The organism is Acidovorax sp. FG60, assembly GCF_057808995.1.
This window is the reverse complement of sequence record NZ_JBMDJC010000027.1, coordinates 1-22,736: the sequence shown is the minus strand read 5'-3', so window position 1 is coordinate 22,736 and position 22,736 is coordinate 1. Positions and strand designations below refer to the sequence as shown.

The 22,736-nt window shown below is 58.6% G+C and carries 23 protein-coding genes and 2 pseudogenes; 13 read left to right on the top strand and 12 right to left on the bottom strand.

Annotated elements, in window-relative coordinates:
• The first annotated feature begins 162 nt into the window (after window positions 1-162).
• Entirely contained in the window at window positions 163-471 is a 309-nt protein-coding gene (fliE, locus tag ACODS0_RS25295) for a flagellar hook-basal body complex protein FliE (protein WP_055401387.1), read from the top strand.
• Between the two features lie 132 nt (window positions 472-603).
• Here fliE and ACODS0_RS25290 read toward each other — a convergent pair whose 3' ends face one another.
• Both ACODS0_RS25290 and ACODS0_RS25285 read right to left on the bottom strand, forming a co-directional pair.
• Window positions 604-1,131: a DUF4148 domain-containing protein gene (locus tag ACODS0_RS25290; RefSeq protein WP_055401389.1), complete on the bottom strand. Its 528-nt coding sequence runs from the start codon at window positions 1,129-1,131 to the stop codon at window positions 604-606.
• A 90-nt stretch (window positions 1,132-1,221) separates the two neighbouring features.
• Window positions 1,222-1,593 carry a hypothetical protein gene (locus ACODS0_RS25285; RefSeq protein WP_082836304.1) on the bottom strand — a complete coding sequence of 124 codons (372 nt, stop codon included), beginning with the start codon at window positions 1,591-1,593 and terminating at the stop codon, window positions 1,222-1,224.
• Window positions 1,594-1,964: 371 nt separating this feature from the next.
• Here ACODS0_RS25285 and ACODS0_RS25280 point away from each other — a divergent pair, with 371 nt between their 5' ends.
• The 11 genes from ACODS0_RS25280 (at window position 1,965) to ACODS0_RS25230 (ending at window position 14,720) form a co-directional block, all read left to right on the top strand.
• Window positions 1,965-2,237, top strand: coding sequence for a hypothetical protein (locus ACODS0_RS25280; protein WP_131798409.1), 273 nt, complete (start codon window positions 1,965-1,967; stop codon window positions 2,235-2,237).
• Between the two features lie 342 nt (window positions 2,238-2,579).
• Window positions 2,580-2,921, top strand: a complete 342-nt coding sequence (locus ACODS0_RS25275) for a four-helix bundle copper-binding protein (RefSeq protein WP_055401394.1) — start codon at window positions 2,580-2,582, stop codon at window positions 2,919-2,921.
• A 20-nt stretch (window positions 2,922-2,941) separates the two neighbouring features.
• A complete protein-coding gene (locus ACODS0_RS25270) occupies window positions 2,942-3,358 on the top strand; it encodes a DUF305 domain-containing protein (protein WP_063459418.1) in 417 nt (138 codons plus the stop codon).
• Window positions 3,359-3,622: 264 nt separating this feature from the next.
• A complete protein-coding gene (locus ACODS0_RS25265) occupies window positions 3,623-3,814 on the top strand; it encodes a DUF2933 domain-containing protein (protein ID WP_055402945.1) in 192 nt (63 codons plus the stop codon).
• Between the two features lie 34 nt (window positions 3,815-3,848).
• Window positions 3,849-6,218 (top strand): heavy metal translocating P-type ATPase, encoded by a 2,370-nt coding sequence (locus tag ACODS0_RS25260; protein WP_121508528.1) that lies wholly within the window; start codon window positions 3,849-3,851, stop codon window positions 6,216-6,218.
• Window positions 6,219-6,287: 69 nt separating this feature from the next.
• Entirely contained in the window at window positions 6,288-6,743 is a 456-nt protein-coding gene (locus ACODS0_RS25255) for a hypothetical protein (RefSeq protein WP_121508529.1), read from the top strand.
• A 75-nt stretch (window positions 6,744-6,818) separates the two neighbouring features.
• Window positions 6,819-8,144: a TolC family protein gene (locus ACODS0_RS25250; protein ID WP_199727069.1), complete on the top strand. Its 1,326-nt coding sequence runs from the start codon at window positions 6,819-6,821 to the stop codon at window positions 8,142-8,144.
• 12 nt (window positions 8,145-8,156) lie between these two features.
• The gene (locus ACODS0_RS25245) at window positions 8,157-9,674 is read left to right on the top strand and encodes an efflux RND transporter periplasmic adaptor subunit (protein ID WP_121508530.1); all 1,518 of its coding nucleotides are present in this window, start codon (window positions 8,157-8,159) and stop codon (window positions 9,672-9,674) included.
• Complete coding sequence (locus ACODS0_RS25240; protein WP_121508531.1) at window positions 9,671-12,817, top strand: efflux RND transporter permease subunit; 3,147 nt, start codon at window positions 9,671-9,673, stop codon at window positions 12,815-12,817. Before ACODS0_RS25245 ends, ACODS0_RS25240 begins: the two co-directional genes overlap by 4 nt.
• Before the next feature lie 139 nt (window positions 12,818-12,956).
• Complete coding sequence (locus ACODS0_RS25235) at window positions 12,957-13,769, top strand: alpha/beta fold hydrolase (RefSeq protein ID WP_055400391.1); 813 nt, start codon at window positions 12,957-12,959, stop codon at window positions 13,767-13,769.
• A 21-nt stretch (window positions 13,770-13,790) separates the two neighbouring features.
• Window positions 13,791-14,720, top strand: a complete 930-nt coding sequence (locus ACODS0_RS25230) for a sensor domain-containing diguanylate cyclase (protein WP_121508533.1) — start codon at window positions 13,791-13,793, stop codon at window positions 14,718-14,720.
• 76 nt (window positions 14,721-14,796) lie between these two features.
• Here the strand turns inward: ACODS0_RS25230 and ACODS0_RS25225 are convergent, their stop codons facing one another.
• The 4 genes from ACODS0_RS25225 to ACODS0_RS25210 all read right to left on the bottom strand — a co-directional run bounded on the left by ACODS0_RS25225 (window position 14,797) and on the right by ACODS0_RS25210 (window position 16,953).
• The gene (locus ACODS0_RS25225) at window positions 14,797-15,300 is read right to left on the bottom strand and encodes a hypothetical protein (protein ID WP_055400387.1); all 504 of its coding nucleotides are present in this window, start codon (window positions 15,298-15,300) and stop codon (window positions 14,797-14,799) included.
• An 18-nt stretch (window positions 15,301-15,318) separates the two neighbouring features.
• The gene (locus ACODS0_RS25220) at window positions 15,319-15,642 is read right to left on the bottom strand and encodes a heavy-metal-associated domain-containing protein (RefSeq protein WP_082437546.1); all 324 of its coding nucleotides are present in this window, start codon (window positions 15,640-15,642) and stop codon (window positions 15,319-15,321) included.
• A 240-nt stretch (window positions 15,643-15,882) separates the two neighbouring features.
• Window positions 15,883-16,335: a PaaI family thioesterase gene (locus ACODS0_RS25215; RefSeq protein ID WP_055400385.1), complete on the bottom strand. Its 453-nt coding sequence runs from the start codon at window positions 16,333-16,335 to the stop codon at window positions 15,883-15,885.
• Between the two features lie 225 nt (window positions 16,336-16,560).
• Window positions 16,561-16,953 carry an HAD domain-containing protein gene (locus tag ACODS0_RS25210; protein WP_225584681.1) on the bottom strand — a complete coding sequence of 131 codons (393 nt, stop codon included), beginning with the start codon at window positions 16,951-16,953 and terminating at the stop codon, window positions 16,561-16,563.
• Window positions 16,954-16,989: 36 nt separating this feature from the next.
• Here ACODS0_RS25210 and ACODS0_RS25205 point away from each other — a divergent pair, with 36 nt between their 5' ends.
• A complete protein-coding gene (locus tag ACODS0_RS25205) occupies window positions 16,990-17,319 on the top strand; it encodes an HAD domain-containing protein (RefSeq protein ID WP_233559560.1) in 330 nt (109 codons plus the stop codon).
• On the opposite strand, the gene tnpB is transcribed toward ACODS0_RS25205, so the two are convergent.
• The 6 genes and pseudogenes from tnpB to ACODS0_RS25175 all read right to left on the bottom strand — a co-directional run bounded on the left by tnpB (window position 17,304) and on the right by ACODS0_RS25175 (window position 22,680).
• Window positions 17,304-17,612 carry an IS66 family insertion sequence element accessory protein TnpB gene (tnpB, locus tag ACODS0_RS25200; protein WP_199727070.1) on the bottom strand — a complete coding sequence of 103 codons (309 nt, stop codon included), beginning with the start codon at window positions 17,610-17,612 and terminating at the stop codon, window positions 17,304-17,306. The genes ACODS0_RS25205 and tnpB overlap by 16 nt on opposite strands.
• Complete coding sequence (gene tnpA, locus ACODS0_RS25195; protein ID WP_121508535.1) at window positions 17,600-17,995, bottom strand: IS66-like element accessory protein TnpA; 396 nt, start codon at window positions 17,993-17,995, stop codon at window positions 17,600-17,602. The genes tnpB and tnpA overlap by 13 nt, the downstream gene beginning before the upstream one ends.
• Window positions 17,996-18,045: 50 nt before the next feature.
• Window positions 18,046-18,390 (bottom strand): annotated as a pseudogene (locus ACODS0_RS25190) (transposase); the annotation flags it as partial.
• Window positions 18,391-18,945: 555 nt separating this feature from the next.
• The gene (locus ACODS0_RS25185; RefSeq protein ID WP_233559561.1) at window positions 18,946-20,235 is read right to left on the bottom strand and encodes a hypothetical protein; all 1,290 of its coding nucleotides are present in this window, start codon (window positions 20,233-20,235) and stop codon (window positions 18,946-18,948) included.
• Between the two features lie 84 nt (window positions 20,236-20,319).
• A pseudogene (locus tag ACODS0_RS25180) lies at window positions 20,320-20,778 on the bottom strand (TniQ family protein); the annotation flags it as partial.
• A gap of 36 nt (window positions 20,779-20,814) precedes the next feature.
• A complete protein-coding gene (locus tag ACODS0_RS25175) occupies window positions 20,815-22,680 on the bottom strand; it encodes a TnsD family Tn7-like transposition protein (protein ID WP_121508537.1) in 1,866 nt (621 codons plus the stop codon).
• Between the last annotated feature and the right edge of the window lie 56 nt (window positions 22,681-22,736).

Sequence of the window (22,736 nt, the reverse complement as noted above, 5' to 3'; positions counted from 1 at the left end):
AAGATGAAGCGCCTGTTATCCCGAACGGGGGGACTAGCTGGTAATAACTTGCGCTGCGAAAGCTACAGGTCTGGCGCCAGAAACTACGATGGACCATCACCTTGGTAGAGATCTCCAAGGCGGCACTTCGCAAATTCTTCGTCCAACCATGAGGTCCTCGACATGAACGTCACTACCAAGCCATTGGATGCTCTGTCGCCAGTCGGTTTGTTGGGAAACTCTGTGTCCACAGCACCGAGCATCCAAGGGGGCGGTTTTCTAGACGCCATGAAGCAGGCGCTGACAATCACAAGCCAATTGCAAGGTGAATCGGGTCGGCTGAGTCGAGAGGTCACACTTGGCAACCCCACGGTCAGCTTGGAAGGGACCATGCTCGCTGGAGTCAAGTCGAATATTGCGTTCCAGGCGACCTTGCAAAGCCGCAATCGAATTGTCCAGGCCTACACCGATGTGATGAACATGCAGGTCTGATCCTGAGCGAGTTGTAAGACAACGGTCGTGCGCACCTGCTGTCGGGGCCGTGGGCATGCTTTGCATTCAAGCTGGAGGCGGCCCTTTTTTGGCAAGGCTCCTCCAGCTCAGCCGCTGACCCCCTGGGAAAACTCACTGCAACCGTGGCGCCTTGGAGGATTCGTCCGAGGTGGTGGCCATGGCCGCATGCTGCGCTGCGTGATAGCGGTCCGGATAGATTTCGTTGAGCTTGCGGCCGTCTTCGCCCACAGCGACGACTTCGCCTTCGCGGATGGCGCGTGCCAGCTCGCTCTTTACCTGGTCACGTGTCTTCAGCGATTTGCCTGTCACGATGGGATAGCGGCCTGACATCAGTTCATTGCGTTTGACGCCGAATTCACCGGCCACCATGATGTCGCCTGTACGGATAGCCTGCTCCAGCTCGTCCCGCACTTGCTCTCGGGATTTGCCGACCTGAGTCGAAGTAGCCACGGGATAGGCGCCAGGATTGATCTGCTTGAGCGTAAGACCCGATTCGCCAAAGGCGAGCATGTCGCCGCTCTGCTGAGCCTGCGCCAATTCAGCACGGACTTGCTCGCGCGTCTTACTGACCACTTGGTCCGAAGCAAATGCAGGGGCTGCGATAAGAGAGAGGACGATGAGGGTGGACTTGAGTTTCATGATGGGATTTCCTTCTTGATAAATGGAGATGGTTTGAGTGCAGCTGCAGGCCGGTCTTGGAGATTCGCGGTAGTGGGGATGGTTCGGGGTTCAGGGCAGTTGGCTGGCGTTGACCCAACCTGCCTCGCCTCCGAGATCGCGCATGCCATCGCTGGTCACGGGATTGCGCTTGGCGGCCTGCAACTCATCCAAGACTTGCTGGCGGGTCTTTGTCAGCTTGGGGCCAGGGACGAGCGGATAAGTAGCCGGGTAACCACGGCTGATCCAGTACAGAGAACCGTCCTTTTGCGCGGCCAGTACGGTGCTTTCGACAGCTTGACGGCTGACTGCGTTGCCCAGGTGGTCGGGGGCCAGACTCACGCCTTCTTCCTGACTTGGGCTTGCGTGGTAGACCGAAGTAGCGAAGGACGCTGTAGCGAATGCAGCGAGACTGGCGACGAGGATGGCAGTACGAATTTTCATGATGGTCTCCTGTGGCGCCGGATGCCCGATATGGTCCATCCAGGTGGCGTTTTTCTGCGCCACGGAGAGAAGTCTAGAACCCGCACCCCTACGAAGCGGTGACCTCCCGATTACGCTTTTGACAGGTTTGGGGCGAGGTGAAAAGTGCAGAGGGATCTGGTTCGAGATACGGTCTATGCCTCCTCACCGGGATGAAGCACCCGATGAACATTGCATGTTCCGTATATTTCGAAAACGTCATCCGCACTACAGCTTCTCGTTCGTCCCCGTAGCCCAAAATCCTCTTCCACACGCCGCCCATTGATGTCTTGTATCCGCGTGTAGCCGTCGGCCCAGCTGACGTTTTAATGACTGATGAGGAAAGTAAGACCATGTACAAAAAGATGATTGTGTCTATGTTGGTCGCAGCAGCGTCGCTGGCGTCTGCGACCACGTTTGCCGCACCTACCGACAACGAGGTGCGCGTTGAAGCGTCGGCCACCAGAGTTGCGACGGAGGATGGAAAAACGCGCTACTGGAGCCATCCAAGATTGGGCATGATCAAAGTCGATGCCGCAGGCCGCATGCTCGCTGCGCGATCAAACACTGGGGAAGCCGAACCATCTGGCGTTCTTTCTGGCATCCGATCGTCGCGTGTGCGCTGACGCCTTGTGGCGTAAGAGGTACCACAGCTGGGCCCGTAGTGCACTGCATGGTGGTTACGTCAGCTTTGAAGGGCTGTGATTGGACGGCAGCCGTGCGAATAGGCGTAACAAACAGCCTTGGCGAAGACTACTTGGTCGAATATGACATCTAGATTACGACCCTGAAACCTCTTCGTCATCTTGCACCGAAATTGCGGCAAATTGCTCGAAGGCTGAGTCAATCGTCGGCGCGAGCCTACAGAACCGAATGCTTCTCGCGGCGGAAGATGGATGCTCCTTGCAGCCCGCTGCGTAGGATCAAGTTCAACTTTTTGAGCCATCCAAACCTATCAGGAGATCCAGATGAATCACACCCCGAACCCCTACATGTCTTGCATCAATGCTTGCCGGTCGTGCGCGACGGCTTGCCATCAGTGTTTCGCAGAGTGCCTCAAGGAGGAGGACGTCAAGATGATGGCCCGCTGCATTGCGCTGGACGCGGACTGTGCGGCCGCTTGCAGCTTAGCTGCCGATGTGATGGCGCGCCGAAGCGAATACGCCGAGGCGATTTGTGCGCTGTGCGCGCAGATCTGCAAGGCCTGCGGCGATGAGTGCGCTAGGCACGAAGCCGAGCATTGCAAGGCATGTGCCGCCGCTTGCCACAAATGCGCTCAAGAATGTGCCGCCATGGCCCACGCAGATTGACGCTGTTCAAGGAGCCCACCATGAGATTTCTGCACCCACCCTCGAAAACCGTCTCGGCAACCGCCTTTCTTGCATGCGCGTTGGTGGTTCCCTTGTCGTTGCACGCCCAGTCTGCCCCACACGCTGGCATGAAAGGCGCTGCCATGGATCAGACGATGCCTGCAGGCAAGATGGACATGAAGTCCATGATGAAAGAGAACAACGACAAGATGGCGTCCGTGAAGACGTCAGGCAATCCCGATGTGGATTTCGCGCAAATGATGCGCATCCACCATCAAGGTGCCATCGACATGGCGCAGAGCCAATTGCGCGATGGAAAAGATCCCCAACTACTCAGCATGGCCCAGGACATTATTTCCGCGCAAAAAAAGGAAATCGCTGTGCTGGATGCGTTTCTCGTTCGCAATGGCAAGCAACCCACAGCACCCACGAAATAGTTCTCTGTACTCAGCGATCGCTGCCCTGACCCTTGGACCGCTGTCGGGGAATCAGGGCAGCGTTACTCAGACGCCGTTTGCAGTGCGCATGGGGGCTGAGCAGGCACATGATCCACGTCAAGAGGACTTGTCATCAGTTTGACATTGCCACCGTGTTAAGCCTTATTGTTTCCATACGGCTCGTCACTGTCTCGACGACCTCATATGGAGAAAACCATGAACCACGATCACAGTACAGGACAATCGGATAAGGCCAGCGCTTCAATGGGCAGAAAGAGACTGATTGGCGCAGTCGTCATGCTCGCTTTCATTGGCATGTTTTTTCTTCTCAAAGAGCACTGGTCGCATGTCGCGGGCTACTGGCCGTATCTGCTCTTGCTGGCTTGCCCCCTGATGCACCTTTTCCACGGACACGGGGGGCACGGCTCCCACAACGTCGATTCGAGCAAGAAGTAATCTTGCACGGCCAAAACACCCAGGGAGGCTATCCATGTCGAATGCGCAACCGCACGAACACGTCCATCATGACCACCAGCATCATGAAGGGCATCACACGCATGTGTCGTTGCCCACGACGGGACTAAAGGATCCTGTCTGCGGTATGGATGTGACGGAACAATCGCATCACTCGACAGAGCACGAAGGGCGTCCTTACTACTTTTGCAGCGCCAAATGCAAAGCACGCTTCATGGAAGCGCCGCAAAAGTTTCTCTCGACTCCCATCAGCGAGCGCGCGCCTCAGCCTGAGCCCGAAGCGGCGCAACCGGGCACAACCTATACCTGCCCCATGCACCCTGAGGTGCAACAGGACCATCCTGGAAATTGCCCCAAGTGCGGCATGACACTGGAGCCCATGCTGCCCACGCTGGATGAGGGAGAAAACGCCGAGCTCGTGGATTTCCGACATCGCTTCTGGTGGACGCTGCCTCTCACTGTGGTGGTTACCGTCCTGGCCATGCTTGGGCACCGGTTGCAGTGGTTCGAGATGGTCACACAGAGCTGGATTGAACTGGTGCTGACGGTACCCATCGTCCTGTGGGCGGGCTGGCCCTTCTTCTTGCGCGGTGCGCAGTCGGTCGTGAACCGCAGTCCCAACATGTGGACGCTGATTGGTCTGGGAACGGGCGCAGCATTTGTCTATAGCGTGGTCGCGACCGTTGCGCCGGGGGTGTTTCCCGCCTCGTTCCAGGCCATGGGGCGCGTGGCGGTGTATTTCGAAGCTGCAGCGGTCATCATCTCGCTCACGCTGCTAGGCCAGATGCTGGAGCTCAAGGCACGCTCGCAGACCTCGGCCGCCATCAAATCGTTGCTGGGCCTGGCGCCCAAGACAGCGCGGCGCATCGACGCCACCGGCCAGGAGAGCGATGTCCCGTTGTCCCACGTCCATGTGGGTGATCTGCTGCGCGTGCGGCCCGGCGAGAAGGTCCCCGTGGACGGTGTGGTGGTCGAGGGCAGCAGTGCCGTGGACGAAGCCATGCTCACTGGGGAGCCGGTGCCCATCGTCAAAGGGCCTGGTGATGCCGTCATCGGTGCCACGCTCAATACCAACGGGGCACTGGTGATCCGGTCCGAGCGGGTGGGCTCCGCCACCATGCTGTCGCAGATCGTTCAAATGGTTGCGCAGGCACAGCGCTCACGGGCCCCCATGCAGCGCATGGCCGACCAGGTGGCGGGCTACTTCGTGATGGCTGTGGTGGGTATCGCGTTGCTCACACTCTTCGCGTGGGGCCTGTTCGGTCCGGAGCCACGCTGGGTCTACGGCCTGGTCAATGCAGTTGCGGTGCTGATCATCGCGTGCCCTTGTGCGTTGGGCCTGGCAACGCCCATGTCCATCATGGTGGCCACAGGCCGGGGGGCGACCAGCGGCGTGCTGTTCAGGGACGCGGCAGCCATCGAGAACCTGCGCAAGGTGGACACGCTGATCGTGGACAAAACAGGCACGCTCACCGAAGGCAAGCCCTCCTTCGAACGTGTAGTGGCCATGCCCGGTCTGTCCGAGGATGAGGTTCTGCGCCTGGCGGCCAGTCTGGACCAAGGCAGCGAGCATCCGCTGGCCGATGCCATTGTCCAGGCAGCTCGCGCCAAGGGGCTCGCCCTGGACAAGCCCGAGGACTTTGAGTCCGGCTCGGGCATCGGCGTACGCGGACGGGTAGCCGGGCGCCAGCTCGCCCTGGGAAACACGGTCCTCATGGAGCAGGTGGGCGTTTCTGCGGATCCGCTGCTTGCACAGGCAGAGGCCTTGCGCGCCACAGGGGCGAGCGTGATGTACCTGGCGGCCGACGGCCAGCTTCAAGGGCTGCTGGCAGTTTCGGACGCCATCAAGGCCAGCACGCCGGAAGCCTTGGCAACGTTGCACGCGGCGGGACTGCGCATCGTCATGGCCACGGGCGACGGCATGACCACCGCCAAGGCGGTGGGGGCCAAACTGGGGATTGATGAGGTCCATGGCGAAGTCAAGCCTGCGGACAAGCTGGCCCTGGTGTCGCGGCTGCAGGCCGAAGGCCGTGTTGTCGCCATGGCGGGGGACGGGATCAACGACGCGCCCGCCCTTGCCAAGGCGGATGTGGGGATCGCGATGGGCACCGGCACCGACGTGGCGATGAACAGCGCACAGGTCACCCTGGTCAAGGGCGATCTGCGAGGGATTTCCACTGCGCGGGAATTGTCGGAGGCGACGGTGGGCAATATGAAGCAGAACCTGATGTTTGCCTTCCTCTACAACGCGCTGGGCATCCCGATCGCCGCAGGGCTGCTGTATCCCTTCACCGGATGGCTGCTATCGCCAATGATCGCGGCCTTGGCGATGAGCCTGAGTTCGGCGTCCGTGATCGCAAACGCCCTGCGGCTTCGCAAGGGCTGAATCGACTTGGCTCGCTCAGATTTGATCTAGGTTAAGTTCGCGGCCACCGCTGGGAATACCATTCGTACCATGATCTTCGCCAGAAGCACGATATCGCGCCAAGCCCGCTGGATAACCAGCGCTCTGGTGGCGGCGTTGCTTCTGATGCAGTTCGCGTTGGCGGCCTATGCCTGTCCCAAGCTGGACTCCGCAGCCCATGCGGCATCGATGCAAAAAGCGGGCATGGCCATGGAAGACTCAGTCGGCATGCCCTCCATGCCCGATTGCCACGCTATGGCGGGAACCATGGATGAGCAAGATCCTCAGCTGTGTCGAGCCCATTGTGATGGCGACAGCTTGTCCTCCCCCTCGCTACAAGGTCTCGATCTGCAGGCGCTCGCGGCTCACGCCATCTGGGTTGCTTATGTGCTGCCCGTGATCCTGGACTCAGAACGCCATATTGACCCTCGGGCTGTCTACGCAGAGCTGGACAGTCGAGCGGGCTCTCCCCCCATCTATCTGACCCATCAGGTCTTTCGGAATTGAACGTGCACGGCGTGTGCGCTGCCTTGCAGCGTGCGCGCAGGTCTGACTTCGTGCCCCTTCATTTCGAGGACCATCATGCCCAACATCTCCTTCGGCGCTCCCTGCGAGCGCCTGCCTGCGCAACTGCGCATTCATCCTCTCTCGCCGCGCATCCGTGTGCGCAACCTCCACCATCTGCGCCTGGGCGCTCTCGGGGTCCTGTTGTCCAGCATTGGATTGGCTGGCAACCAGGCACACGCCCTGGGCTTTTCCGAAGCGTTGGACCTGGCCGAGCAGCACAGCCCTCGCATCACGGCCCAGCGGCTGCAGATTGACGCGGCCAGCAGTTCCCAGAAGTCGGCAGGAACCCTGCCGGACCCCAAGCTCTCAGTCGGGATCGAGAACTTTCCCGTCAGCGGCATGGACCGCTTCAGCCTCACGCGCGAATCCATGACCATGCAGCGCCTGGCGCTGATGCAGGAGGTGCCCAACCGCGCCAAACGAGATGCCCAGATTGCCGGCGCCGAGGCCAAGGTGGAACGCGAACGCGCCGCCCTGGGCGTCCAGCGCCTGCAGATCCGCCAGGAGCTGAGCCAAGCGTGGATCATGGCCCAGGCTATCGAGCAACGTGATCAGGTACTCACCGGTCTACTGAGTGAGAACCAGCGCCTGCAGGACAGCCTGACTGCCCGCATCGCGGGGGGGACGGCCCAAGCGGGCGATCTCCTGATGGCCAGGCAGGAGGCGCTTGCGCTGTCGGACCGCAGGGACGATCTGCAGCGGGACCGGTCCAAGGCCAGGGCGATGTTGCGGCGCTGGGTTGGCGCTCGCGCCGACGAGGCGCTTCAGGGAACTCCTGGGCCGCTGAGCCGCCCCCTGGACCAGTTGCGCGCAGAGGTACACCGCCATGCCGAACTGGCGCAGTACCCCGCCATGCAGGCCATGGCCTTGGCGGAAACGCGCGAAGCCCAGGCAGAAACCAAGGGTGATTGGTCCTGGGAAGTCGCCTACAGCCGCCGCGACCGACGCTGGGGCGACATGGTGTCCTTCCAGGTGACCTTTGATCTTCCCTGGCAACAGGAGCGGCGCCAGGGACCCCAGATCAAGGCCAAGCAGCTGGAGCTGCAGCGCCTGGAAGCCGAGCAGGAAGACGTGACCCGCAGGCACCTGCAGGAGCTGGAGGACAGCGCCTCAGAGCTGGCGGCACTGAACAGTCAGATCGAACGGCTGCAATCGGCTGGCATGGGCTTGGCACAGGGGCGTGCCGAACTCGCGCTGGCCAACTACCAGTCCGCCAAAGGCGACTTGAGCGCCGTGCTGGCGGCTCGGGCCCAAGTGCGGGAGACGCACTGGCGGCTCATTGATCTGCAGGCACAGCGGGACACCGTGATTGCCCGCTTGAACAGCCTGATCGCCGACTGAAGGGAGAACCACATGACCAATAACGTTTTCAAGAAGACCGCTGTGGCCGTAGCACTGGTGGCTGCAGGCATCGCCCTCGGCTGGACCGTCTCCCAATGGCGCACCGCGAACAACCACGCACTGGGAGCCAGTCCCGCATCGACAGAAGCAGCAAAAGCCGACCGCAAGGTGCTGTACTGGTACGACCCGATGTCGCCGACGCAGAAGTTCGATAAGCCAGGCAAGTCCCCCTACATGGACATGGCCTTGGTACCCAAGTATGCGGATGAGGACACTCCGGAAAGCTCCGGCCTGAGCGTCTCCGCCCAGGCCGTGCAAGCCCTCGGCCTGCGCACCGCCCTGGTAGAGCAGCGAGACATTGGGTCCGATGTGGACGTGCTGGGCACGGTCCAGCTCAATGACCGGGATGTGAGCATCGTCCAGGCCCGCTCGGGCGGCTTCGTGGAACGCGTCTATGCCCGGGCCCCGGGCGACGTGGTGGCCGCAGGCGCGCCATTGGCCGATCTACTGCTGCCAGAGTGGGTGGCTGCGCAGCGCGAGTTTCTCGCGGTCCGGGCGCTCAAGGACGAGTCGCTGACGACAGCAGCGCGCCAGCGGCTGTCGCTGCTGGGCATGCCTGCCTCGCTCGTGGCCCAGGTGGAGCGCACGGGCGAACCTCAGGGCCGCTACACGGTGACCTTCCCGCAGGCCGGCATGGTGGCTGAACTGATGGTGCGCCAGGGCATGACGGTCTCTTCGGGGGGCAGTCTGGTGCGCGTAAACGGCCTGGCCAGCGTCTGGATCGAAGCGGCCGTTCCCGAAGCGCAAAGCGGTCCCTTGCAACTGGGGCAGGACGCCCAGGTGCGCCTGGCCGCGTTTCCGGGCGAAACCCTCAAAGCCCGTGTCGTGAGCATCCTCCCAGAGGCCAACCGGGACACCCGCACGGTGCGCGTGCGCCTGGAGCTTCCCAACCCCACCCAGCGCCTGAAGGCGGGCATGTCCGGGCAGATTGCCCTGGCCGGACGTATGCAACCAGCGCTGCTGGTGCCCAGCGAAGCGGTGATCCGAACCGGTAAGCGGGCACTGGTTTACGTGGTGGACGGCCCCGGCAAGTACCACCCCGTCCAGGTACAACTTGGCGCGGAAATCGATGACCGACTCGTCATTCAAAGCGGACTCACCGCAGGGCAGCAGGTGGTCGCCTCGGCGCAGTTCCTGATCGACTCGGAAGCCAGCCTGCGAGGCATCATGCCCGCTCAACCTCCCGGCAGCAGCGCACAACCCATCGCTGAACAGGGTTCCTCGGCCTCTGCGGCTCCGGCGTCCAAGAGCTTTACGGTGCGAGGGGTGGTCGATGAGGTCACGCCAACCGAGCTGACCCTTACCCACGAGGCCGTGCCTGAACTGAAGTGGCCCGGCATGACCATGCCATTCAAGCTGGCAAACCCAGAGCTGGCCAAGGCCCTGAAACCGGAGCAGCAGGTCAAGTTCACCTTCCAGCAGCAAGGCAAGGACTTCGTGATCACTGCCGTGGAAAGGATCAAGCCATGATCGCGCGTCTGATCCGCTGGTCGGTGGCGAACCGACTCCTGGTTCTGCTGGCGACCGTGATGCTTACGGCCTGGGGCGTGTGGGGTGTGCGCAGCACCCCCGTGGACGCTCTTCCCGATTTGTCGGATGTCCAGGTCATCATTCGCACTTCCTATCCCGGCCAAGCACCGCAGATAGTGGAGAACCAGGTCACATACCCGCTGTCCACCACCATGCTGTCCGTCCCGGGCGCCAAGACGGTGCGAGGTTTCTCGTTCTTTGGCGACTCATTCGTCTACATCCTGTTCGAGGATGGCACGGACCTGTACTGGGCGCGCTCGCGGGTGCTGGAGTACATGAACCAGGTGCAGGGACGACTACCCGCTACGGCCAAGTCGTCGTTGGGCCCAGATGCCACCGGGGTGGGCTGGATCTTCCAGTACGCCCTGGTAGATCGCACCGGCAAAAACGACCTGGCCCAGCTTCGCGCCTTGCAGGACTGGTTCCTGAAGTTCGAACTCAAGAGCTTACCCAACGTGGCCGAGGTGGCATCGGTCGGTGGCATGGTCAAGCAGTACCAGGTCGTGCTCGACCCCATCAAGCTTGCGTCCCAAGGCCTCACTCAGGGGCAGGTGCGCGAGGCCATCATGAATGCCAACCAGGAAACGGGGGGATCGGTGCTGGAACTGTCCGGCGCCGAGTACATGGTGCGCGCCAGCGGCTATCTCAAGACGCTGGACGACTTCCGCGCCATCCCGTTGGTGTCGCGCGCAGGGGTGCCTGTGCGCCTGGGGGATGTCGCCACCGTTCAGATCGGGCCGGAAATGCGGCGCGGCATCGCTGAACTCGACGGCGAGGGGGAAGTGGCTGGAGGCGTGGTCGTGCTGCGATCTGGCAAGAACGCCCAGGAAACGATCCAGGCCGTAAAGGCCAAACTCAGCGAGCTGCAAAGCAGCCTGCCCCAGGGCGTGGAGATCGTCACCACCTACGACCGCAGCGCACTCATCGAGCGGGCGATCCAGAACCTCAGCACCAAACTCGTAGAGGAGTTCATTGTGGTGGCGGTGGTCTGTGTCTTGTTCCTCTGGCACCTGCGTTCTGCGCTGGTCGCCATCATTTCTCTGCCGCTGGGGATCATGGCGGCGTTTCTGGTGATGCGCTACCAGGGCATCAACGCCAACATCATGTCCCTGGGCGGGATTGCAATCGCCGTGGGCGCCATGGTCGATGCAGCTGTGGTGATGATCGAGAACGCCCACAAGAAGCTGGAGGCCTGGCAGCACAAGCATCCCGACCGCCAACTGGTGGGGGAAGAACGCTGGAAAGTGATCACCGAAGCTGCCGAGGAGGTGGGCCCCGCGCTGTTCTTCTCGCTGCTTATCATCACGTTGTCCTTTGTGCCCGTTTTTACGCTGGAAGCACAGGAAGGCCGCTTGTTTGGACCGCTGGCGTTCACGAAGACCTACGCGATGGCCGCAGCTGCGGCACTCTCGGTCACGCTGATCCCGGTCCTCATGGGCTACTGGATCCGGGGGCGTATCCCTGACGAGCAGAAAAACCCCATCACCCGCGCGCTGATTGCCGTGTACCGACCTTGCCTTGAGTGGGTCTTGCATCGTCCCAAATCCACCCTGGTCATCGCCGTGCTGGCGCTGACGACCACGATCTGGCCCCTGTCGCGGTTGGGGGGCGAGTTCCTGCCCAGGCTGGATGAAGGCGATCTGCTGTACATGCCGTCAGCCCTGCCGGGCCTGTCGGCACAGCGAGCCACGGAGCTTCTGCAATTGAGCAACCGGATGATCAAGACGGTGCCCGAGGTCGAGCGCGTCTTCGGCAAGGCGGGCCGCGCAGAGACCGCCACCGATCCGGCCCCGCTGGAAATGTTCGAGACCACGGTGAAGCTCAAGCCCAGAGACCAATGGCGTCCAGGAATGACGCCCGAGGGCCTGATCGAAGAGTTGGACAAGGCCGTCAAGATCCCCGGCCTGTCCAACATCTGGATTCCACCCATTCGCAACCGAATCGACATGCTGGCAACCGGCATCAAGAGCCCCATCGGTGTCAAGGTGACGGGCAACGACCTGCAGGTGATCGATGGGATCGCGGCACAGGTCGAGCAGGTCGCCAAAGGCATTCCGGGAGTGGCCTCGTCACTGGCCGAGCGCCTGACAGGGGGCCGCTACGTCGATGTCCGCATCGATCGCACGGCCGCGGGGCGCTACGGGCTGAATGTGTCCGATATCCAGGCCGTGGTCTCCGGGGCCATCGGTGGAGAAAACGTCTCGGAAACGGTCGAGGGCCTGGCGCGCTTCCCCATCAACCTGCGCTACCCGCGTGAGTGGAGAGACTCGCCCGAACGGCTGGCCCAGTTGCCCATCTCCACCCCCATGGGGCAGCAAATCACGCTGGCAACGGTGGCCAGCATCTCCATCACCGATGGGCCGCCCATGCTCAAGAGTGAGAACGCCCGTCCATCGGGCTGGGTGTATGTTGATGTGCGGGGACGAGATCTGGCATCGGTGGCCAATGACCTGCGCGACGCGGTGAGCCGACAGATCAAGCTGCAGCCAGGAGTCAGCATCACGTACTCTGGCCAGTTCGAGTACCTAGAGCGGGCCAATGCTCGCCTCAAGGTGGTGGTACCAGCCACCTTGCTGATCATTTTCGTGCTTTTGTACTTGACCTTCTCGCGCATGGGTGAGGCGGGACTGATCATGGCGACGTTGCCATTCGCGTTGACCGGGGGCATCTGGTTCCTCTACCTGATGAACTACAACCTGTCCATCGCCACCGGTGTGGGCTTCATCGCCCTGGCGGGGGTCGCGGCAGAGTTCGGGGTGGTCATGCTCATCTACCTCAAGCAGGCACTCGCAGAGAGATGTCCAGACGGCAGGCAGCCCACACTGGAAGAGCTGCTGGACGCGATTCGGGAAGGTGCCGTGCTGCGCGTGCGACCCAAGGCAATGACCGTGGCTGTCATCCTGGCGGGCCTGGTGCCCATCGTGTGGAGCAGCGGGACAGGCTCGGAGGTCATGAGCCGCATCGCGGCACCCATGCTGGGCGGTATGGTGACGGCGCCGCTGCTGTCCTTGTTCGTGATTCCTGCGGCCTATGTGCTGATGCGTAAGCCAAGGAGAGTGAAAGCAGAGGCATCCGGAGGCTGAACGCTGCGTTGCGCAACCAAGTGCTCCCAATAAACCTGTCGTTTCGCGCTCGCAATCGTGCACGCTTGCATACATTTCACACGCGGTGCAAGCGTCGGGCGTGCAAAATCTGCGGGCAGACCGCCCAGAAAGAACAACAGTGGAAATTCGTAAGCGCAACAACGTTCATATGATCGACCCAATTCGCCCGGACGCCCCTTTGCTCGTCTATGCGCACGGCTTTGGGTGTAGCCAGCATATGTGGCGACATATCACTCCGGCCTTTGAAGGTAAGTGCCGCCAGGTCTTGTTCGACTACGTCGGCTGCGGCCAATCAGACTTGGCCGCCTTTGACCCCGTGAAGTACGCAAGTCTGAAAGGCTACGTGCAAGATCTGCTGGATGTATGCGACGCATTGGGCATCGAGCGCGGAGTGCATTTTGTTGGACATTCGGTCAGCGCCAGCATCGGCCTGCTGGCCTCCATCGAGCGACCTACACTTTTTGACCGCCTGATTCTGGTTGGCCCGTCGCCTTGCTACCTCAATCACGCTCCGGACTACCTTGGAGGGTTCGAGCGCCAGGATTTGGAGGGCCTATTGGACCTCATGGACCAGAACTTCATGGGCTGGTCCAGCTACCTCGCACCCATTGTGGCGGGAGCGCCGCAGGCAGACAGTCTGGGCGGAGAGTTGTCTGAGAGTTTCTGCTCAACCGATCCTACGATGGCTCGTATCTTTGCGCAGGCAACCTTCTTTGCGGATACCAGAGAGGAGCTGTCGCGCGTGACCCGGCCGAGTCTGATCCTGCAGCATGGCAACGATGCGTTGGCGCCCCATTCGGTGGGGCAATACATGCACAAGAAGCTCAGGGACAGCACGCTGGAAGTGCTGGACGTGACCGGACACTGCGCCCACATGAGTCATCCGCACCTGGTGACGGCCGCCATGCAGCGATATCTCTCCTTAGCGTGAGCGAAACCGAGAGGGCAGAACATGCTGGCGGTTGATGACATCCCTTGCGCGATGATGATCACGGACCCGGTGGGGCACATCGTGCGGATGAACGGGGAGTTCCTTGTCCTGATCGGGGGCACGGAGGCGTTTTGGCTCGGCCACTCCATGGATGAACTGTTGACACCAGCTTCTCGAATTTTCAGCCAGACCCACCTGTTTCCCACGCTGCATCACGCCAAGAGTGCGCGCGAAGTGTTCCTCCACCTGCGCGGTGTTGGCGGCGAGACTGTTCCTGTCATGGTCAATGCGGTCAGCAAGCGCCTGGACACGGGCGACCACATCGTATGGGCCTTTTTTGTGGCCCGCGAACGCAGCCGTTTCGAAGGCGAGTTGATCAAGGCCCGTGCAGAGGCCCAGGGTCTTGCCCAGCGCTTGGCCGCCAGCAATCAACAGGTTGAATTGCAGAATCGCCAGCTTTCGGAACTGAGTCTCTCTGATCCGCTTACGGGTCTTAAAAACCGCCGTGCGCTGGAATTGATCGTGCAGAAGTGGCAACGGACGGCCTCTCGACAGAGTTACGTGTCGTTGTTGATGGTGGACGTGGACTACTTCAAACGGATCAACGACGCGCATGGCCATCCCGAGGGCGACCGGGTGCTGGTGAACTTTGCTCGCCAGATACAGGCAGACGCACGTGGTTCGGACCTGGTGGTGCGATACGGTGGGGAAGAATTCGTCCTTTGGTTACCTGATGCGGACGCAGAAGCAGCTGCCAGAATTGCTGAGCGGGTGCACAAATGCGCCAGACGGGTGCGCTCATTGGCAGGGCCAGTAACGGTCAGTGTCGGGCTGGCGTGTGCAGTACACCAAACCGGAGCGGATTTCCTCGCCCGACTGCTAAAACGCTCTGATCAAGCTGTTTATAGGGCAAAGGCGCTCGGGCGCAACTGCACTGTGGTTAGTGACTGAGTCACCAAGCCTCGCGCAGCTCACCAGCGTTTGGAATAGTGATAGCTTGCCCCCGCAAAGAACGTTCGCGGTGAGACTACTTGGATGGCATGGCTGCTTGGCGGTCCACCATCATTTGCATCATCTGTTCCATCATGGCCATACGGCGCTCCATTTGAGCGTGCATGCCCATCATGCCTCCCATACCCGAGTTTCCAGAGGCTGCAGGCATGGCAGGTTTGGTCTGCGCCCCTTGCTGCATCATTCCCATCCCCATGCCACCAGAACTACCCGCGCCCATCATGGCCATGCCTGACTGCATGAGCTTCATGTGTTCCCCCATCAGCGCTGAACGTTCGGTGGGAGTCTTGGCCGCCTGCATTTTTTTGTGCATTTCCTGCATCGCCTTCATCTGACGATCAAAGGCGTCCGGTGTTGGCGGGGTGGTAGCTGCCGGGGCAGACTGGGTGGTTACGCCACCGCTCTGCGCATCACCGGGGTGGTGGCCTGCGTGTTCGTCCGCAGGTTTTGGAGATTGCGCGACGGCACAGCCCGCCACGAAAAGGGTTGTCAACAGCCCAGCGACGATATTCAGACGCATGATGGTCTCCTTGTAGGTTCAACTGCAGCATGACGACGTACGGTTCGCAGCGCCTTGATTCACATCAACAGAGGTTGTGGACCGAGACGCACAGCAGCAGCCACCGGTTGTTCGGCGAGATGCAGGACTCACCGCCGCGTCTGCTTTGTATCCAGCACGCTCAATCGCTGAGCGGACAAGCTCCACAGTGCTTTCTCCGGCTTGCGCCGGGATGCGTACCTGACGTGCAGCTGCGTCGATTTCTACTTCGATGCCCCCAGGCAGTTGGGCCTGAGCTATTGCACGACCAATGCGCTGGGCGCAAGTGCCGCACGTCATATCAGGAACATTGAAATGGACCATGTGAGCCTCCTTTGGTTGATTCACGTTTTGACTATGAACCTTGCCACGGTGTTAAGGTCAAGGTCTCACGGAATTCAATCGGCATAGAAGATCGGAAAGCAGCAAACGACCTCAGTGCTGGTGGTGTCTCTACGAGCTAGAACGCTCGCGCCTTGGGTGAACGACTGTCGAAAATCTCCATCTCAGCCGAGGGGAAGGAGACCTTTGGCGCCTTGCGCCTTGCGCCTTCCCGCCGCGTGCCTAGCGCGCAGGCGCCACCATAGCGGTGGCAATTGCCAAATGCTGGGCTGGTCCTGTACCTGCCTGAGAGAGAAAGCCCTCGGCGAACGAGAAGTTTTTAGCAGATCGAACGAGATGCGCTTGGAATGCAAGCGACTCGCTGACAAGTGCAAGGGACAAAAATTTGACCGACAACTCCAGGGTGACGACGACCTTGGAATCGTAGTGGCCCAAACCTGCAAGCACGAAGGCTGCATCAAAACCTGCGGCGATAACACCGCCATTGATTGCGGAGGTTCCTCCACCTCCCTGAAGGCCAGATTCGATTTTGGTGAAATTGATGATCGCCAAGCCTGGCTCTTTGAACGTCCCCCTAAACCCAAACCAAGCAATTTCTTTCCTGGCGTTGAATTGAGCCAATTGCTCTTCGCGCTGAGTGGAGACTAGGCGAAATGGGATGGTCGGACTATGCATGGGAAAGCAATGATGCGTTTACCGTCCAAATGTACATTGAAGGCTCGTCAAAATGTACATTCAGGATGCGTCTAACCTTGCATCCAAGACACTTGCGGCGGGGGTTTTCTCGAATGAAGATTCGATAGTTGGACCGTTGTTAAGTCCACTGTACCCCGCGAGCTGCTATGGGGTTCTGGCCGATAAGGCCACATGACAGCTGCGCAATTTTTCCCTCAGTTCGTGTTATACCTCGGGGTTGGATAAGCCCGTAGTTCCCTCGCATGCGACCAGGTTTTGCCGACAGGAGTCAGGCCAATCTTCCAGATCGTCATCGAGCGCTATCCACTGCTTGGGTTTTCTGCGCTGAGCGTCTTCTTGAACTTGCACGCCCCGGGGTGTGGTGCGGAACATGGACAGGTTCCATGGGTCCACGCCATGCACACGTCTGTGGTATGTCCCGCCAATAAACCGAGCACGCAAGGACGCTGGAAGGCGCTTAAGGGTTGCGCTGTACCCGGGGCGAATGCACCAGGTGCTACTCAGTACCAGGGCAACGGTTGGGTGGGGTTGGAGCACCGACTCCAGGATTGGAACCCATTCGAACAGCGAATGCCCTGCAGCCTCATACGGGCTCATGTAGATGCCCTTGCGTGGATGCCCGAGTGCCAGATCGTGATCACCAGCACCTGGCGCCTGGAACAGGCCTATGAGGATCTATTGGAAAGGTTCTCTCCGGACATTGCCGCCATGATCGAAGGTGTTACCCCCAGATATTGCGATCTAACGAACGTCCCGAATACGCTGGTGGGGTACGAGCGGGAGGCCGAGTGCCATGCCTGGCTTTGGGCCAACGATGTGCCACATCGCAGATGGGTGGCGGTGGATGATCGATCGTGGCTCTATCGGCCGTTCTGCAAGTCGTTGTTTTTGGTCGATGGGCGAACGGGACTCACGCAGGCCACCGGTTCACAACTGACAGCTCGTCTTCAAACCACACTTTGAAAAGACTGCCAGGAGTGCAGACCACCTAGCCTCAGAAAACACAAATCTAGGGTTAACCCGAGCATCCTAACCGGGTAATCTGCACCGAAAGTGAGATCACCCCAAACACCGATGCCGTCGTGCACCAGCACCTTCATGCGGTTGGCTCTTCTGTTGGCGAACAGGTAGGCGTGGTGCGGGCGCGCTGCGCCGAAGACCGACACCACACGCGCCAGCGCCGTTTCGGTGCCCGCTCGCATGTCCAGCGGTTCGGTGGCCAGCCATAGGGCATCGACCCGGATCATCTCAGCCATTCGCGCAGCCACGCTGCACACGACGCCGCATCTTCCAGTGGCCAGTTCACGGTGACCACCCCGGCACTGCGTCGAACCTCAACGTGGATCGAGCGCGCCACGGGCGGCGATCTGGTGTCAGCAGCAGGGCTAGGTTCAACTGGTAGTGGAAGATTCAATGCAACGAACTCATTCCGGGGCACTGGCAATAGGGAGTCCGCTTGCTCGCGCATCCAGCGATGAACGATGTTGGCGTTGACCCCGTGTGCGAGTGCCACGCCGGCCACGGACGCGCCGGAGACCTGGCATTCGGCCACGATCTGGGCTTTGAGTTCTGGGGAGTAATAGCGACGCTTGGGACGTTGGGCGATCGCTTCGTTCGCCATGATGTGCATGATCTTCATCGTGCACACGATGCCTCGGCGCTGGGTCTATCTCAAGATGGGATTGCCGGACGCTTACTCCAGCGCGTCAAGCTGGACGGGTCGATGGGCAACTCGGTCTGCAGGTAGGTCTCGCCACAGAAGAGCTGCCAGTACGGGTTCTCCACCCAGGTGTTGACCACGGCTTCGTCGGAGGCATCGAAGGTGTGCTGCAGGTACAGCAGCCCAGCCACCAGGCGCGGAGCCAAGGCTGGACGGCCACGACCGGAGGTGAACGACACCGCGAAGGTGCGCTCGATCTCGGCCCAGTCGATCAGCGCGGCCAGCCTGACCAGTGGGTGCTTCATGTTGAGCTGCTCGTCCAGCCGCGGACGGAACAGCTCGCCGGACTGCGGCTGCGAAGGCTTCGGACCCATCGTACTCCTCGGAGCGATTTGCAAGAAAACAGGTACTGGCAAAACCATACCTTGCAAATCCTGCACCCATCAATCAGCAGAACTACGTGTCAGATCAAGGGCTTGCAGATTGTTCAGGGCGGACCAAGTAGACACGGAACGCATGGTCACCTTGCAGTGTACTTTGTGGTCAAGTGCATCTAGCTTCCGCAGCAATATACCTCTGCCGTCACATGCCTCCTGTATGGCCACTAAGACAATTGCTTTTAAAACGGTTGGTCCTGTGGGTAATCGTCAATTTAGTCACTTTTGCTGCATCACTTAATTGATGTCTCACTTTTTAGGTTCAGCCGACGAGTGAATTACGCCCTGTCGTCATAATTTATGTGTTTGATGGTGCTGTAAATGCCGTCGTGGCCCCCTCGAAGTTCTAGGCGCTGAGAAGGTCGGGTTCGTCGGGGGTACGATATCAGCATCGGTGGCAAGCCGTCTCCGCAGAGCAGTTGAAGCATTTTATTCGGATAATTATTCGCGATATTTGACTAGAAGATGTTGCTTTTATTAATTCAGAGGTTTTTAATCGGCTCGGTTGAGGCGGTGTAATCTGGTTATCTGCTCTGGATCTGTGTTAAAAGATTCACGAATTGCTTGACGACTTAATCCACTTGAAAGCAATTCGATTGCAGAGCGCGCGTGTTCCCTGTTACGGGAAGTCGTGTTGAGCCCTGCCGCTAGCAGAACTGTTGTAGGCGTCATATTTACCCCTGCAAGAGCTAACGCTTGTGCTGCCCACAGTGCCAATCTACGATCTTTGTCGGCGTTGATTTTGCTTATCATCGTGTGCAGCCTACTGCCGGGTGGGGTTGCTCTGGTAATTGAAGAAACTCCTCTTGAGGATAGTTGAGAAAGTCTCGATCTGGTGATCTTATGAGGACGCCGTTCTATGCGAATCGCCTTCATTAATGCGAATGCGAGGTCTCTTTCAATATCATTTATTTTTGAATTTTTATGTTCTTTTTTTCTGTTGGTGGGAGTGCTCAAATTTTTGGAGTCAGGGGTTTTTCCTGATGTGAGTTTGGTGATCGGTTTGAGTGGGTGGTCTGTAAAATCTGATGGGCTTAATTTTGCAGTGCTTATCAGCCAGTCCTGGTCCCTTACAATTGCTCTAAAGAGCGGGCGCGATGCACTGGCGAATATTTTTTTAAAATCTCCATTTTTCTTTAATAGTCGGGCTAACTTCTCTCTGTCGCTATCAATGGGCGGCAGTGTTTTCAACTTTGGACACCATCTTTTAATCGAATCTGGATGATGGATCCTCAGGAGCCAGTAGAGTCGAGGGTGAGATCTCTGGAATTTCGTAGCCACCTCGCCTGGGTATGCTTTTGAAAAGTTGAGGAGGACTTCTTCGGCGTGCTTCAAACCGTAGACGTACTTCGGACTCCTTTGCTTGATGTGAATGCCGACAGTTCTTTTTTTTGAAATTAATAGTGCGGATTCGTCGAAGGTTAGTCCAGCGGCAGTGAAGAGGGATGCAAAGTCCTCAGCTTTAAACCTCCCCAAATCCAGATTGAGTCTGAGATGGCAGTCGCTGCTCGGCGGCGCGATAACGAATTTGTGAGGAGAAATGCTGATTGGCTTACCGTAAACTTTGATAAGAGATTTGATATATCCTGTGGAGAAGTCATGCGGCGATAGTCCAAGAGCTTCGCTGGCGGCGGACTTGACTTGAGCGTGCGACCACAGTGAATTTTTAGAAAAAATTGAATCCGCACAAAATTTACTCAATCGCTTGAAGGCACTGCTTACTGGCGATTTTCTGACCGGCAATGACCGTAGATCCGCGCCGCATTCGCAGACGATGGGCATAGGTCGAAGTACCATTCTGTTAATTGGCACAACAAGCATTTTGCACTTGGGGCATGAAATTCTTAACCATTCTTCATGAACTGTGCATGTCAATGCGGGCTGCATCTGATGAATTCGATGAAGATAGGGCTCACCGTATTTTTTGAAGTCCTCATCAAGACAGGATGGACAGAAACGCACAGCGGGTTGGTGATTGCAAGGAATGAATCCAAGGGACCGAAGTCTCCCACTTCGTGTTCCATACCCCGCTGTCTCTAGGTCCAGCGGTCTCTTGTGAGCCGTGTTGAATACTCGAAAGAATTGACTTGTAGTTAACCTATCGGTGACTTCATTTCCTGGTAGCCCCATTTGATCGGTGATGAATGCTACGACTGCAGGATGAGGCGGGCTTGCCTGATAAATTGAAAGATTGGGACTGAGGTGGGCTACAGAATTTGATATTTTTCGAAAAACACTCTCACCATTGTGAACTACAAATCTTGTGAGAACCGAGCACAGAACTTCGTCTGGGTAAGGGGTGGGAACGTATGGCAGGAATACCATGAAGGGGCTTAGAGTGTTAGTTGGTGCCCAAGACCTTTAGGTGTGCTCGTTGATTCGTCGTTGAGCGTACGCGATAAGGTCCGCAGGCCATATACGAAGGCCTGCAGCACGCTGAATTTTCCATAATTTAATGTCGGACTCTCGTTGCACTAAAGAATCGATTGCGAAGTTAACCCTCCGAATTCTGAACGACTCAGGTGTCTCCGAAAAACGTGATAAGAGCGCCTTAAAGTGGGGTAGTTTGTCGCGGCGCCATTGAGAGGATTGCCCCAGCCCTGAGCAAAGCCGAGCTACTGAGATTCGCATGGGTGGTTCAGCCCTTAATAGCAAGATCATCCTAGTGAGAACTTTCGAGCAGAGCTCCTGATCTCGGGCCGGCCAATTCACCGTACCACGCGTGCTCACCGATTTGCGATATTGCGCATTGGAAGTAAGTAGCCAACTGCGATCATGTCGATAGAGCCAAGCATAGTCAGAAAAGCCCAGAGACCTTGCTTTGGAGATTCCCTCAACGCCAGGCGTTTTTAACACTCCCATCCACCGGTCACGCCGAGACGTTCGTTGTGCCATGAAAAGTGAACGTTGGCGGTGCAGTTTGGTGCCCTTCTCGTACGCTAATTCCCGATATATAGTTTGCACGGAAACCCCATTACGAAGGGCAATAGACTGCAATTCCAAACCTGACAACAAGTCGTGCCCTATCGAAGTTCGAGTTTGGGCGCCGACGAATTTACGACGCTCTTTCACTTCGATTTTTCGCTGTCTACGATACTTGACGATGGTGCCGACACTCTTGCCCGTTTGTTGAGCTATCTGACGGCAGGACAATGACGGGTTGCGTAGGAGATGTTCTATTTCAAGGCCTGGTACTTGTAGGGATTTCTTTGTCTCACCACGAGGAATCGCGTGCGCACTTCCTCGTGTCGCTTCGCGTGAAGACCGCTCTGCGTCAACTGCCAAGCTGAACTCTGCTATGGAGCCAAATAAAAAATCAATCATCAGCAGGTGGCATATCGGATGCAATGAGCGGTCAGGACGCTCAACCAGATCTTCAATCCAGCGCAAAGGACTTCTGGCGGTCTGCAGCAGTCGTGATTGATGCTGAAAGTTAGCGAAGTCGGCAAAGTAGTGCCTCACCTCAGTTGCAACTAATTGGTAGTCGAGGCTTCGACGGCTCGACTGAAAGCCTTTTGCCGACAGGCGGTTTCGATATACGTTGGAGCGATCGGCATTGTTTATCGGCGGTAGTGCTGCCAGCAGGAGATCCGCTGATAGTTGCGCAAATCGGAATTGAAAACCACATTCAGGGGTTATGCATTCCTCGCCGCTAGGAAGGCCTGGATACATTAGGGGTTGGCCAAATAGGCCTTCCTTTGGGACACTTTGTTGTTGCAACTGCAGAGAATGGCGGACGCAGCAGTTCACTCCGGGTAGATGGTGCTGCCGATGCCAGTAGTGGCAGCCGTTCATCTCAATATCTTCGGCTACACATGCGGGGCAAAAGCGGTGTGGCGTGTTGATTCCGAACCGGTTTGCAACGAGACCAAGCCGCAGTTTCAAGTCAAGGGAGTTACTTGAGCGCGAGTCCTCCATTAGTTGTGCATAGCGCTCGTGATCCAAGAACGGCCTGTGATACGGTAGCAGCGTACTGACTTCCACAAGATCGGCGAAAGAGTCGTGTGGCAGCGCCCCCGCGCATCGCTCGTTCATGGCATCGAAGTGACTGGGAAGGGTAAGGCTGGGTGTAACCGTCCTGCCGCCAAAAATTTTCCTCACTGCGTCTCGGCCCGTTCCCCACGCATTCAAGATTGCTAACCTGCACAGCCATGAATACAGCAGTTCGTCATGGTGCAGCTCAGGCGTGTAGCAGATAGTTGTTGAAGCGAGGCGAGCGCGGTGCACGGTAAGCGTCTAGGGAAGTCATCTTGCGTCCCTCGGGGAAATCGCCAACACAGCCC